This is a genomic window from Pseudomonas sp. SDO5271_S396 (assembly GCF_054071795.1).
Genome location: NZ_JBSVWB010000086.1, coordinates 1 through 13664 on the forward strand (window position 1 = coordinate 1; position 13664 = coordinate 13664).

Consider the following 13664-nt stretch of genomic DNA (forward strand, 5'->3'; position numbering starts at 1 on the left):
CGGCGATGTCGAGTTTGTCGAGGGCGGCCTTGGCGCGGATGATGGCGGCGGAGTCGGTGGCCGTGACGCTGCGGGCTTCCAGTGCGGCGGCGGCACCGGCACCGTCCAGACGGTCCATGGTCACGTCGGCGGCAGTAGCGCTCTTGATCACCGCGGCATTGGTGTCTTCGTTGTCGACTTCATCCCAGCTCAGCATCGAAATTCTCCTTCCTGGTGCTTGACAAATAAGGGCATTCAGACTTCAAAGCGTGTGAAAACTACATGATGTAGTGGTCACTTGCTTGGGTGGGCACACTATATGGTGTGTAACATCCTTGGTCAACGCACAAGAGGGTATCGATCGTCGCAGGGGGTATGAGCAAAACTCACAGCCCCATGACTTTTAATGGTTACGGCCCTTTTCACGGCCAGTGCTAAAAAATCGCTCACCAGCTCCCCATAACAACAAAGAGCGTTTGCGATATGAAAGCACTTGATCTGTACATCGGCGAAGGCTTCGAAGGCCCGGGCGTCAACGCGGCCCACATCAATATTCTTATCGGCCCGCGCAACGGCCCCGCCGGCCAGGCATTCGCCAACAGCCTGGCGTCCCCCAGCCAGGGTCATTGCCCGTTCATGGTGATTGCCCAGCCGAACATTCCAGTCAAACCCATGACCCTGTATGTCAACAAGGCCGAAATCAGCAGCGACCTGCATGGCAACGCCACCTGGGGCGCCTCCCAGGCCGGTATTGCCAAGGCTGTGCTCGAAGCCCTGCTGGACGGCACCCTGCCGCCGGAAGCCGAAGACGAATGGGCCATCGTCACCGCCAACTGGGTCAACCCAGGCTGCGATGACCTCGATGCCGTCTACCTGAACAACTACAACGCCTGCCGCACCGCGATCCGCGCCGCCCTGACCGGCACGCCGTACACCGCGCAATTGGCCGACGTGGTCAACCACATCAGCAACCCGTTCTACACGCCAAAGGCCTGAGGAGATTCCCATGCAATACACCCGATTGGGCAACTCCGGCCTGCAAGTCTCGCGCCTGTGCCTGGGCACCATGAACATGGGCACCCCGGACTGGAAACCGTGGATCTTCGACGAAAAGCAAAGTGAGCCCATCGTCGCCCACGCCCTGGCCAACGGCGTCAATTTTATCGACCTGGCCGACTTCTACTCCGCCGGCGTCGGCGAAGAAGTGGTGGGGCGCATCCTCAAGCGCGTGGCGCGCCGCGACGACATCGTGGTTACCACCAAAGTCGGTTACGGCACCCGCAGCGGGCTCAATGCCAGCGGCCATTCGCGCAAGCACATCATGGACAGCATCGACTTGTCCTTGAGCCGCCTCGGCATGGATTACGTCGACGTGTTCATGCTGCATTACTTCGACGTGAACACCCCCGTCGAAGAAACCATGGGCGCCCTGAACGACATCGTGCGTTCCGGCAAGGCGCGCTACATCGGCGTGTCCACCATGCTCACCGGTCAACTCGCCAAGATCCTCATGGCCTGCGAGCGCAACGGTTGGGTCAAACCGATCAACATGCAGCTGCAACTGAACTGCGCCTATCGCGAAGAAGAGCGCGAAATGATCCCGTTCTGCCGTGACCAGGGCCTGGGCGTCTCGGTGTTCAGCCCGCTGGCCCGTGGCCTGCTTACCGGTGAAGTGCAGTCGACCCGCAACCAGACCGACTTCTTCACCCAGCAGATGTACAGCGACCAGGCGTCGTTCGACATTGCCCACTCGGTACAGCGCGTGGCCCGCGCTCGTGGCGTGTCCAACGCGCAGATCGCCCAGGCCTGGGTGGCCAATCACCCGGGTGTGGACGTGATGCTGGTAGGCGCCGACACCACCGAGCAGTTCGACAGCGCACTGGCCGCCCTCGACACCCAACTCGACGCCGAAGAGCTGCACGAGCTGGAACGCAACTACACCCCGTGCGATGTGATCAACGACTACACCGCCGGCAAGCGCATCCTGCGTGAGGCTCGTCCGGGCCTGGACCGTTTCAACCTGACCGAGGCCGTGGCATGAATCCGCTGATCCGTACGGGCAATTACATCGATGGCCAATGGTCCGGCGGCGGCCCGACTTACCCCGTGTTCAACCCGGCCAATGGCGCGCTGATCGCCGACGTGCAGCGCGCTGCCGCCGAAGAAACCGACCTGGCCATCGCGGCCGCCAACCGTGCGTTGCCGGCCTGGCGCAAGCTCACGGCCAAGGAGCGCAGCCAGCGCCTCAAGCGCTGGAGCGAGCTGATGCTGAGCAACCAGAAGGACCTGGCCCACCTGCTCAGCCTGGAGCAGGGCAAACCGTTGGCCGAAGCCATGGGCGAAGTGGTCTACGCCGCGAGCTTCCTGGAGTGGTTCGGCGAAGAGGCCAAGCGTGCCTACGGTGACGTGATCCCCAGCCACAAGGCCGACGCGCGCATCATCGTGGTCAAGGAAGCCATCGGCGTGGTCGCGGCGATCACGCCGTGGAACTTCCCCCTGGCCATGGTCACCCGCAAGGTCGGCCCGGCGCTGGCGGCGGGCTGCACCATGATCCTCAAACCTTCGGAAGAGACGCCGCTGTCGGCCTTTGCCCTGGCGGTACTCGCCGAGCAGGCGGGCATCCCCGCGGGCGTGTTCAACATCGTCTCCGGCGACGCCGTGGCCATCGGTGGCGCGCTGCAAGCCTCCAGCGTGGTGCGTAAGCTGTCGTTCACCGGCTCCACCCGCACCGGCAAGCTGCTGATGCGCCAGGCGGCAGACACCCTGAAAAAAGTCTCGCTGGAATTGGGCGGCAACGCGCCGTTCATTGTGTTCGACGACGCTGACCTGGATGCCGCCGTCAAAGGCGCCATGGCCTCCAAGTTCCGCAACACCGGGCAGACCTGTGTGTGCGTCAACCGCTTCTTTATTCAGGACGGCGTGTACGACGCGTTCACCCGCAAACTGGCCGAAGCGGTCAGCGCGATGCGTGTCGGCAGCGCCCTGGACGGCGACACCGAGCAAGGCCCGCTGATCAATACCGCCGCGTTGGCCAAGGTCGAAGCCCATGTCGGCGATGCCTTGGAGAAGGGCGCCACGCTGTTGTGCGGTGGCCGTCGCCATGCGCTGGGCGGTACGTTCTTCGAACCGACCATCCTCACCGAAGCCCACGGCGACATGCTGATCGCCCAGGAAGAAACCTTCGGTCCGGTGGCTGCATGCTTCCGTTTCAAGGATGAAACCGAAGTGCTGGCCCGTGCCAACGACACGCCGTTCGGGTTGTCCGCTTACTTCTACAGCCGTGATATCGGCCGCGTATGGCGCATGGCCGAAGGCCTGGAAGCCGGCATGGTCGGCATCAACGAAGGCATCATCTCCACCGAAGTCGCGCCGTTTGGCGGCATCAAGGAATCGGGCCTGGGCCGCGAAGGCTCCAAGTACGGCCTGGAGGATTACCTGGAGATCAAATACCTGTTGATGGGCGGCCTCTAAGCCACCCGCGCCCAAACGACACTAAACCCCTGTGGGAGCTGGCTTGCCTGCGATAGCGGTCAGTCAGCCACCACCTCCATAACTGATGTACCGCTATCGCGGGCAAGCCCGCTCCCACATTTGGAGTGGGGCTTGTCTGTTGTTACTCCGTCAAGAAAAACAATATGGAGAACACCCATGACTGCTCAACCCGTCAAAATCGACGACCTGCCCATCGGCCGTTTTCACCTGAAAATCGCCGGCCTCACGTTTGGCGCGCATTTCACCGACGGCTATATCCTCGGCCTGATCGGTATCGCCTTCACCTTGCTCAGCCCACAGATGCAACTGGACGCGTTCTGGCAAGGCTTGATCGGTGCTTCGGCGCTGATCGGTCTGTTTCTGGGCAGCCTGTTTTTCGGCTGGATCTCCGACAGTCTCGGTCGGCAGAAAATCTTCCTGGTCAGCTTCGTGCTGATCACCCTGGCGTCGGTGATGCAGTTCTTTGTCGAGACCGCCACTGGCCTGTTGCTGTGTCGCATCCTGATCGGCATCGGTCTGGGCGGGGACTTCAGTGTCGGCCACGCCATGCTCGCCGAGTTTTCGCCGAAGAAACACCGGGGCGTGCTGCTGGGTTCGTTCAGCGTGATCTGGACCTTCGGCTACGTGGCGGCCACCTTCGTCGGCACCGCGATGCTCAGCCTGGGTGATGATGCCTGGCGCTGGATGCTGGCCTCGTCGGCGATTCCCGCCGGCCTGATCCTGCTGGCCCGTATCGGCACCCCGGAATCGCCGCGCTGGCTGGTCAACCGTGGGCGCGTTGCCGAAGCCCGGGCCATCGTCAGGAAGCACCTGGGGGAACATGTGGTGCTGGATGAAGAGCCCGCCGCACAAGTGCGTTCCGGCTACGGCGTGCTGTTCAGCCGTGAGTACCGCACGCGCACCGCGTTCAACTGCCTGTTCTTCGTGTGCATCGTGATGCCGTATTTCGCGATCTACACGTTCCTGCCGTCGATCCTGCAGAAAATGGGCTTGTCCCAGGGCTTCGGCACCGAGTTGCTGCTCAACCTGCTGCTGATCGTCGGTGCACTGCTGGGTATCTGGTGCACAGTGAAGTTCTCGCGCCGGGGCTTTCTGATCAACTCGTTCATCATCCTTGCGGCGGCGCTGTTTCTGTTGGCGGTGTTGCCGGGCAGCCTGGCGTGGCTGATGGTGTTGACGTTCGGTGTGTTCACGTTGGTGTTGTCGGCGGTGAGCAACCTGGTGGGCGTGTTCCCGGCAGAAAGCTTTCCCACCGAAGTGCGCGCCAGCGGTATCGGCCTGGCCACGGCAGTGAGCCGGCTGGGGTCGGCGATCAGTACCTTCCTGTTGCCGGTCAGCGTGGCCGGGATCGGCTTGAGTCCGACCATGGGCATCCTCGCGGCGATCCTGGTATTTGGCGCGATCATCTCGTTTGCCTGGGCGCCGGAAACCAAGGCACTGACGTTGAGCCAGGCGTGCAAGGCCGAGGTGCCGCCGTTGTCAGGGGTTGCTGACCTGGCCCAACCACTGCGTAAACAACCGAACCTTGGATAACCCCTGTTTGTCCGTCGCCACATCCAGCCAATAGCCATACGGGCCGATCACTTCCAGGGGGGTGATCGGCAGCAGGCTGCCATTGGCCAGTTCGCGCTCGATCATCTGGCGGTCGATCACCGCCAGTCCGCCGCCTGCCAGGGCGGTGTGGATCACCTGGTCCAGGGTGCTGAATTCCAAACCCTGGTCCGCATCGATATCGTCCCGGCCCATGGCCGCCAGCCAGTTCTCCCACACCTTCAAACGCTTGCCGTCGTGCAGGATATGCAGCAGCGGGTAACGCCGCAGGTCGGGCGGTTGGCCGTCGTGGAACAGCTCCGGGCTGGCCACGGCGATGTGGCGCTCCATCACCAGCAGCTCGCTGCGGCAGTGCGGGTCCGGCTCCAGGCCGAAGCGAATCCGGCAGTCGATTTCCGCCAGGCTGTCGTGGCCGGCCTGGTGGGTGACGCTGAGGTTGATATCCGGATAGCGCTCACAAAACCTGCGCAAGTGTGCCGACAACCAGCGCGTGGCCCAGGTTGGCGGCGCGACGATGCGCAGGCGCTGGCGCAGGTTGGGCACGCGTACGGCTTGCAGGGCGCGCTCGATGTGGTCAAAGGCGTCGCTCAGGTGCGGGGACAGGGCAAAGCCGGCTTCGGTGAGCGACAGGCCCTGGGGCGTGCGGATGAAGAGGGCGACCCCCAGGTAGTCTTCCAATTGCTTGATCTGGCGACTGACCGCACCCTGGGTCACATTGAGGCCCACGGCGGCCTGGCTGAAGCTGCGGTGGCGCGCGACTTCTTCGAAGACGCGGAGCATGTTGAGGGCGGGCAGGTGGCGCATGAAAAGGATTCCACACATGTTGTTTTTATAGTGCTTCTGGCGGCCTCTTCGTGGGCAAGTCGAAGCGTCGAACCGCCGCTCCCACAGGGGAATGCATTCCAAATGTGGGAGCTGGCTTGCCTGCGATGGCGTCAGTGGCCTATTAGAAGTAATACCCGATGTTCATGTACAGCTGATTCTCCCACTGATTACTGCCCCCGGCCCCCAAGCTCTGGGTATAGCTGCTGCCGCCGATGTACGGGTCGTTCTTGCCGATCAGCCATTCCGTGGCGATCCACAGTTTGCTGAACGAAAACGAGGTCCCCAGGATCACCCGCTGCGATGTCTTGAAGTCGTTGTCGGACTTGTCGAAGGCGCTGTAGTTGGCATACAGCTTCACGCCGCTGATCTGGTCCCAGAGGTATTTGCCGCCGACGTCGTAGCTCAGGTCCGCCACGTACAGGTTGCCACGGCTGGCGACGTTGTAAGTGCCGTCGTAACCACCCAGGGTCACCACGCCGTCGGTGCCTTCGTTGCGCGGTGACATCTGCTGGCGCGCCGCCTGCAATTGCAGGCCCCACGGGCCGTTCTTGCCCAGGTAGTGGATCGCCACGGCGTTGCGTCGGCCATCGTTGCCGGTGTCTTTGTTTTCCAGGGTGGAGGTCAGGCCCGACACGCCCACTTCGGACTTCCAGTCGCCCAGGTCCAGGGCCTTGGCCACGCGCAGGACCACGGTGTTGCGCTCCTGGTTGTCACTGCCGTCGGCCACGTAGCTGTCGGCGCCGGAGACCACGCTGGAGTAGGTCACGCCTTTGCTGGTGCCCTTGCCTTGCCACGCGGGGCGCAGGTAGTAACCGGCCTGCACGTTCCAGTCACCGCTTTGCTGGATGTATTTGGCACCGACCTGTTGCACGTCTTCCAGGCCGATGACGTTGCCCAGGGTTTCGTAGAACGTGCTGCCGAAGTAGGGCTGCAGGCCGAACGGCACGGTGTTCAGGCCCACTTGCACCTGCTGGTCGGAGTTGAACTTGTAGCCGACCCAGGCGAACTTGGCGAACTGGATATCGCCGTAGTTCTTGGTGTACTGGTACGGGTAGGAGCGACCGTAGAAGCGGTACTGCGCCTCGCCGATCCAGCTGTCGGAGTTGTACTTGGCGCTGAGGAACACCGTGTCCAGGCCGAACTTCTGGATGTCGCGGTCCGGGTCGTAGTCCCAGCGTGCACGGATGGCGCCGCCGAGGTCGAGGTTGTCGGTGACTTGCACCGCCATGGCCGGTGCCGCGAGGGCGCCGAGCACGGGAATGAGGGTGAAGTAACGCATCGTTGGTCGCATGGTTTTACTCTCGTTTTTAGTTTTTTTGGGCAACAGCAGCCCGTTGCCGCAGCGAACGCTGCGACGCGGGGAAAAGGGTTGGACTCAGTGAGCGGCGGGGCGTACCAGCTTCAAGGGCGGTCCGGCGGCGGGCAGTTCGGATGCGCCCGGAGCGGCCGCCAACAGCGCCTGGGTGTAAGCATTTTGTGGGCGCAGCAGCACCTGTTCGGCGGTGCCGTACTCCACCACTTCGCCCTGGCGCATCACCGCGATGTGGTCGCTGATCTGCGCCGCCACACGCAGGTCGTGGGTGATGAACAGGATGCTCAGGTTCAGTTGCCGTTGCAGGTCGGCGAGCAGTTCCAGCACCTGTTTCTGCACCGACACATCCAGCGCCGACACGCTCTCATCGGCGATCAGCACTTCCGGGCGCATCGCCAGGGCACGGGCGATGCCGATGCGCTGGCGCTGGCCACCGGAGAACTGCCGGGGCTTGCGCTGCAAGGCATCACGCTTGAGCCCGACCTGCTCCAGCAAGTCGCCGGCCTCGGCCCAGGCATCCTTGGCCGACAAACCGCGCAACTGCGCGGCACGGGCGATGATGTCGCCGACGCGATGGCGCGGGTTGAGCGAGCCGTACGGGTCCTGAAAGATCATCTGGATGCGCCGCCGGTTGGCCGCCAGTGCCGAGCCTTGCAGCGCCAGGAAATCGGTATCGCCGACCCACACATGGCCGCTGTCGCTGTCCACCAGGCGAATGGCGGCCTTGACCAGGGTGCTCTTGCCTGAGCCCGACTCGCCGACAATCGCCAGCGTCTTGCCCCGTGGCAGGTTCAGCGACACATTGCGCAGTGCCGCCAACGCGCTGCCGCCGACGTTGTAGGTCTTGGTCAGGCGCTCGATGCGCAGGGCCATTTCACCGTCGGCGCTCGGCGCGTGCAGTTCTGGGTGCAGCGCCGGTACCGCGGCGATCAGCTTGCGCGTGTAGGCATGGGCGGGAGCATTCAATACTTGGTCACGTTCACCGATTTCCACCAGGCGGCCGCCTTCCATCACCGCGATACGGTCGGCAATCTGCGCGACCACGCCAAAGTCGTGGGTGATGAACAGAATGCCGTGCTGGCCACGCCCGCGCAGCTCGCGCACCAGCTTCAAGACCTGGGCCTGGGTGGTCACGTCGAGGGCGGTGGTGGGTTCGTCGGCGATCAGCAGGTCCGGGTTCATCGCCAGCGCCATGGCAATCACCACCCGTTGGCATTGGCCGCCGGACAGCTGGTGCGGGAAGCTATTGGCGATGCGCGGCGGGTCCGGCAGTTGGGTGGATTCGAGCAGCGCCAGCATGCGCTCGCGCCGTTCGACGGCGGGCATCTGCGGGGCATGGATATCGAAGATTTCTTCCACCTGTTTGCCAATGCGGATCGCCGGGTTCAGCGCCGCCATGGGTTCCTGGAAAATCATCGCGATGCGGTTGCCACGCAGCGCGCGCAGGCGGGTGTCGTCCAGCGTGCAGATGTCGTCACCGAGAAAGTCGATGACCCCGCTGGCATGCCGCAGGCCCTTGGCGTAATCGCCCATGATCGCGGCCGACAGCACGGACTTGCCCGAGCCGGACTCGCCGATCACGCAGAGAATTTCGCCCTTGCGCACGTCCAGGCTGATGCCGTGCACGGCATGGCTGCGGTCGGCACCCTTGGGCAGTTCGATGCACAGGTTGTCCACGCGCAATACGGTTTGATGGTTGCTCATGCTCAGCTCCTTGCGCCTTGCTGCGCGTGTTCATCCAGCCCGTCGGCGAGCAGGCTCAGGCCAAGCATGAGGGTGGAGATGGCGATGCACGGGAAGATCACCAGGTGCGGAAAGGTAATGGCCATGGCGCGACCATCGTTGATCATGCCGCCCCAGTCCGGGGTCGGCGGTGGCAGGCCCAGGCCCAGAAAGCCCAGGGCGCCGATCATGATCGCGGTGTAGCCGATGCGCAGGCAGAAGTCGACGATCAGCGGGCCGCCGCAGTTGGGCAGGATCTCCACCAGCATGATGCGCAGCGAACCTTCGCCCTGGGTGATGGCGCTGAGCACGTAGTCGCGTGAGCGGATGTCGATGGTCAGGGCGCGCATGATGCGAAAGATCGCCGGCGCGCTGGTGAAGGTCACCGCAATCAGGATGTTCAGCGCGGAGGCGCCGAGGGCGATGATGATCACGATGTACAGCACCAGCACCGGGAACGACAGCACCGTGTCGGCCACGTAGGACAGCAGCGCATCGACCCAGCCATTGAAGTAACCGGCGCACAGGCCCATGGCGATGCCCACGGCGAACGCGGTGAGGGTGGCCAGAATCGACCAGAACAGCACGGTGCGCGTGCCCCAGATCAGCCGCGAAAGGATGTCGCGGCCAATCATGTCGGTGCCCAGCAGGAAGCTGGCGCCGTCGTCGCCGGCGGTCAGTGGCGTGAGCAACGGCGTGAAGCTTTCCAGCGGATCATGGGGTGCCAGCCACGGCGCGCAGAGGGCGATCAGCACCCAGCCGCCCACCAGCAGCAGGCCGAGCAGGGCCAGCGGGTGTTTGAAGGATTTGAGCAGGTTCATTGGCGGCCTCCGCCGAGACTGCGCAGGGTGATGCGCGGGTTGAGCCAGGTGTAGGCCAGGTCCGAGAAGATCTTGCTGATGCCCACCACCACACCGCTGATCATCGCGCAGGCTTCGATCAGGTAAACGTCATGGTTCAGCGACGCGGTGTAGAGCATCGAACCAAAGCCCTTGTAGGCGAAAAACACCTCGACCACGATCACGTTCGAGAGCAGCCATGGGATGTACAGCATGATCACCGTGACCGGCGCGATCAGCACGTTGCGCAGCGCATGGCGCAGCACGATACGCGTGGTGGACGCGCCCTTGAGCCGCGCGGTGCGGATGTACGGCGCCTGCATCACTTCCACCATGGAGGCGCGGGTAATCCGCGCCAGATAGCCGATGCCGAACAGGCACAGCACCATCAGCGGCAGCACCAGTTCCACCGCGTTGAAGCCGTCGCTCATGCTGCTCACGCCCGGCAGCCAGTTGAGCCAGAACACAAAGATCGCCGCGACGAACACTGCGCTGGCGAAGTCCGGAATCGACGTGGTGACGATCGACAGGAACGACACCAGCCGATCGATCGGCGAACCCTGGCGAATGCCCGCGAGTACACCCAGGGTCAGGGCCACCGGCACCATCACCAGCAGGGCCAACCCGGCCAGGATCAGGGTTTGCCACAGGTTGGGCAGCAGCAGCTTGAGCACCGGCTCACGGAAGTACACCGAGGTGCCCCAATCGCCGATCACGAAGTCTTTGAGCCACACCAGGTAGCGCCACACGAACGGTTGGTTGTAGCCGTGCTCCAGCAGCCAGGCTGCACGCTGGTCGGCGGCAGAGTAGGGGCCGAGGACGTTGATTGCCACGTCTTCGATATTGAGTTCCAGGGCCAGGAACACAATCAGCGACACCGACAACAGAGTCGCCAGCAGCATCAGCACTTTGCGCAAGAGAAAATGAGCCATCAGGTACGCACTCCGACGGAGGATGGAAAGTCTGCCCGCACGGGCGGGCAGGGTTGACTCAAACGCTCAACCAGACATTGCCCATCGGGTAGAAGTCGGAAGGGTGCACCTGGAACCCCTGCACCTTTTTGCTCACGGCGGTGAACTTGTCGCCCCAGAACGGCTGCACGATCACGCAGGCGTCTTGCAGGATTTGCTCGACGTTCTGCATGGCCACGGCGCGCTGCTTGGGATCGATAATGCCCATGGCCTTATCCAGGGCGGCATCGAAGGCCGGGTCGCGGTAGTGGCTTTCGTTCCAGGCGCCGCCGCCGCGATAGGCCAGCTCCAGGGACATCACCCCGAGCGGACGGTGGGCCCAGTAAGTGAGGCTGAACGCGGCTTTGTCCCAGATCGGCCAGTACTGTGCCGCAGGCACCACTTTGAGGTTGATGCGAATGCCGGCTTCCAGGCAGTTCTGTTGCAGGATCTGCGCGCAGTCCTGTTCATAGCGGCCCTGGGTGTTGCCGACGATCAGGTCGATGTCCAGGCCGTTGGGGAACCCGGCCTCGGCCAGCAGTTTTTTCGCTGCCGCCACGTCGCGCTCGCGTTTGGGCAACGGGAAGTATTCGGGGTGGGACGGCGCCACGTGGTGGTCCTCGCCCAGGGTGCCCATGCCGCGATAGGCCACCTTGAGCATCTGCGCGTTATCGGCGCACAGCACCACGGCCTTGCGGATGCGCAGGTCGGTGAACGGCTTCTGGTCGCAATCCATGCGCATGACCACGGTCTGCGCGGATTTGCAGCTGAGCAGTTGCGCGCCGGGAAGGCGCTTGGCCAAGTCCAGTTCGGCCACGGTGACGCGGTACAGCACATCCACTTGCCCGGCTTGCAGGGCGGCGAGGTGGGTGGATACGTCGGTGCCCATATCGATGTAGCGCAGCTCATCCAGATTGGCCGGTTTGCCCCAGTAATCGGCACGCTTGGAAAAGGTCGCCTGCTTGTTCACCGCAAACGACACCAGCTTGAACGGCCCGGTGGCCAGCGGGTTCTTGACCCAGTCATCCCCGGCCTTGAAGCTGCGGTGCACGATGGCGCAGGTGAAGGCGTTGAGCATTTCCGGGATCGCCAGAATCGGCCGCTTGAGGTGCAGGCGGAACTGGTAGTCGCTGACTTTTTCGAAGGACTTGATGTCCTGGAACGCAGTGCGGTTGACCGACTTGGAGTCGGCAGCGATCCAGCGTTCGATGTTGTGTTGCACGTCGTCGACATTGAAGCTGTCGCCGTTGCTCCACTTCACGTCCTGGCGCAGGTTGAAGGTCCAGGTGGTGAGGTCGTCGGAAGGGCTCCAGCTCTCGGCCAGGTAGGGGTGGGTGATGTTGTCGGCGTCGACCCAGGTCAGGTATTCCAGGGAATTGCGCAGCAGGTTCGAGGCTTCGATCCAGGTGATCAGCATCGGGTCCTGGATTTCCTGGATCGCGCAGGCGAAACGCAGGCTGCCGCCTTGGCGGGCGGGCGTGCCGTCGGCGGCATGGGCGTCGCTGCCGAGCAGGGCTGCACCCATGAAGCTGGAGGCGCTGGCCACAGTGATGCCCAGCAGGGTGGCAGTGCGCAGGAACTGGCGGCGGTTGATCTGGCCCTGTTGCACCTGGGTGCACAGGTCGTTGACGGCGGGGTGCGGCACGGCGCCATCCAGGGTCGCCAAAACGTCGGAATCGGACATGGGGCTGCTCTCATGTTGTTTTTATTAGAGATGGCCGCAGTTTTGTCATCCGCGCAAAGATCGACAAACGATAAATTCAGCGGTGAAACGTTCCTTAAATGCATGTTAGTCGGCGTGAAGGGGCCAAGGGGTCGAAACAGACGGGTCGGTAGATACAAAAAATCATGTTGGCTAGGAAATTTCCTACAGATCGTGGGATGCTTGGCACCTCGTCAGTGGCCTTCGAGTGCTCTTCATGAAACGCAAAATGCCCGGTCTCAACGCCCTCAAAGCCTTCGAAGTGGCCGGCAGCACCGGCAGTTTTACCCGGGCAGCGGAACTGTTGAACGTCACCCAGAGCGCGGTCAGCCGCCAGGTTCGCCAATTGGAAGAACAACTGGGCGAGAACCTGCTGGAGCGGCGCCATCACCACCTCGAGCTGACCAGCGCGGGCCGGGTACTGTTACGGGCCTTGCATCAGTCGTTCGACAAGATCGAGCTGACGGTGCGCAGCATTCAGCAGAAAACCCATACCAACCGCCTGCACGTCAACGCGCCCCCGACGTTCACCAGCCGTTGGTTGATGCCGCGCCTGGGGCGTCTGCGCGAGGCGCATCCGGAGTTGGAGTTGAGCATCACCACCTGCCTGCAGGACAGCCTTGCGCAGACCAGCACCCTCGATTGTGCGATCCGGTTTGGCAACGGTGAGTGGGATGGGTTGGACAGTTCGCTGTTGGTGCAGGAACGGCATATCGCGGTGTGCGCGCCTTCGTTGTATGCCCGTGAGTGCACTGACGAGGGCGTCGACCTTAACCGCATGACATTGCTGCATGTGCTGGCCAGCGAGGACCAGCGCTATCTCACCTGGAAGCACTGGCTGGATGCGGCGCGGATCCAGGGGGTGGACACGCAGGGCGGGTACGAATTCGACCTGTTGGACCTGGCTATCCGGGCTGCCACCGATGGGCTGGGGATCACGATTGCCGACTGGCATATGGTGGCGGCGGAGTTGGCGTCAGGGCAGTTGACCCAGGTGCTCAATGTGCATGTGGATGGGCATCAGTCCTACTGGCTGGTGACCCGGCCGGAGCAGACGGATACACCGCAATTGCAGGTGTTCAGTCAGTGGTTGCAGGAGGAAATCTGGTTGGCGCAGCGGCAGTTGGAGCCTTCCACGGCGGTCAACTGACTCCCACAGGGGAGTGGCAGTGGTGGGAAAAACGCTGCCAGCAGGGCCGTCGTGCCGGGCATTTTCTCACCAACAATAGAGAACCCCTGTGGGAGCTGGCTTGCCTGCGATAGCTGCGGCACTGCTAACACAGATGCCACCT

11 protein-coding genes and 1 pseudogene are annotated in these 13664 nt (G+C 63.0%); 5 read left to right on the top strand and 7 right to left on the bottom strand.

Going from position 1 to position 13664, the window contains the following annotated elements; all coding sequences use genetic code 11:
- Positions 1-196: pseudogene (locus ACW9IN_RS29295) on the bottom strand (ribonucleotide-diphosphate reductase subunit beta); the annotation flags it as partial.
- A gap of 266 nt (positions 197-462) precedes the next feature.
- Here ACW9IN_RS29295 and fae point away from each other — a divergent pair.
- From fae to ACW9IN_RS29315, 4 genes are all read left to right on the top strand, one after another.
- Positions 463-975: a formaldehyde-activating enzyme gene (gene fae, locus ACW9IN_RS29300; RefSeq protein ID WP_016974617.1), complete on the top strand. Its 513-nt coding sequence runs from the start codon at positions 463-465 to the stop codon at positions 973-975.
- Positions 976-985: 10 nt separating this feature from the next.
- Positions 986-2020, top strand: a complete 1035-nt coding sequence (locus tag ACW9IN_RS29305) for an aldo/keto reductase (protein WP_457369122.1) — start codon at positions 986-988, stop codon at positions 2018-2020.
- Positions 2017-3450, top strand: a complete 1434-nt coding sequence (locus ACW9IN_RS29310) for an NAD-dependent succinate-semialdehyde dehydrogenase (RefSeq protein WP_457369123.1) — start codon at positions 2017-2019, stop codon at positions 3448-3450. Before ACW9IN_RS29305 ends, ACW9IN_RS29310 begins: the two co-directional genes overlap by 4 nt.
- 177 nt (positions 3451-3627) lie before the next feature.
- Positions 3628-5004 carry an MFS transporter gene (locus tag ACW9IN_RS29315; RefSeq protein WP_457369124.1) on the top strand — a complete coding sequence of 459 codons (1377 nt, stop codon included), beginning with the start codon at positions 3628-3630 and terminating at the stop codon, positions 5002-5004.
- Here the strand turns inward: ACW9IN_RS29315 and ACW9IN_RS29320 are convergent.
- The 6 genes from ACW9IN_RS29320 to ACW9IN_RS29345 all read right to left on the bottom strand — a co-directional run bounded on the left by ACW9IN_RS29320 (position 4951) and on the right by ACW9IN_RS29345 (position 12354).
- Positions 4951-5826 (bottom strand): LysR substrate-binding domain-containing protein, encoded by an 876-nt coding sequence (locus tag ACW9IN_RS29320; protein WP_457369125.1) that lies wholly within the window; start codon positions 5824-5826, stop codon positions 4951-4953. The two genes, ACW9IN_RS29315 and ACW9IN_RS29320, sit on opposite strands and share 54 nt — an antisense overlap.
- 142 nt (positions 5827-5968) lie before the next feature.
- Positions 5969-7138, bottom strand: coding sequence for a hypothetical protein (locus ACW9IN_RS29325; protein ID WP_457369126.1), 1170 nt, complete (start codon positions 7136-7138; stop codon positions 5969-5971).
- Between the two features lie 84 nt (positions 7139-7222).
- Entirely contained in the window at positions 7223-8863 is a 1641-nt protein-coding gene (locus ACW9IN_RS29330; RefSeq protein ID WP_457369127.1) for a dipeptide ABC transporter ATP-binding protein, read from the bottom strand.
- Between the two features lie 2 nt (positions 8864-8865).
- Positions 8866-9702: an ABC transporter permease gene (locus ACW9IN_RS29335; RefSeq protein ID WP_457369128.1), complete on the bottom strand. Its 837-nt coding sequence runs from the start codon at positions 9700-9702 to the stop codon at positions 8866-8868.
- Positions 9699-10652, bottom strand: a complete 954-nt coding sequence (locus ACW9IN_RS29340) for an ABC transporter permease (protein ID WP_457369129.1) — start codon at positions 10650-10652, stop codon at positions 9699-9701. The genes ACW9IN_RS29335 and ACW9IN_RS29340 overlap by 4 nt, the downstream gene beginning before the upstream one ends.
- A 58-nt stretch (positions 10653-10710) precedes the next feature.
- Entirely contained in the window at positions 10711-12354 is a 1644-nt protein-coding gene (locus tag ACW9IN_RS29345) for an ABC transporter substrate-binding protein (protein WP_457369130.1), read from the bottom strand.
- Positions 12355-12589: 235 nt separating this feature from the next.
- Here ACW9IN_RS29345 and ACW9IN_RS29350 point away from each other — a divergent pair, with 235 nt between their 5' ends.
- On the top strand, positions 12590-13522 hold the full coding sequence (locus ACW9IN_RS29350) for a LysR substrate-binding domain-containing protein (protein ID WP_457369131.1): 933 nt from the start codon (positions 12590-12592) through the stop codon (positions 13520-13522).
- The last annotated feature ends 142 nt before the right edge of the window (positions 13523-13664 follow it).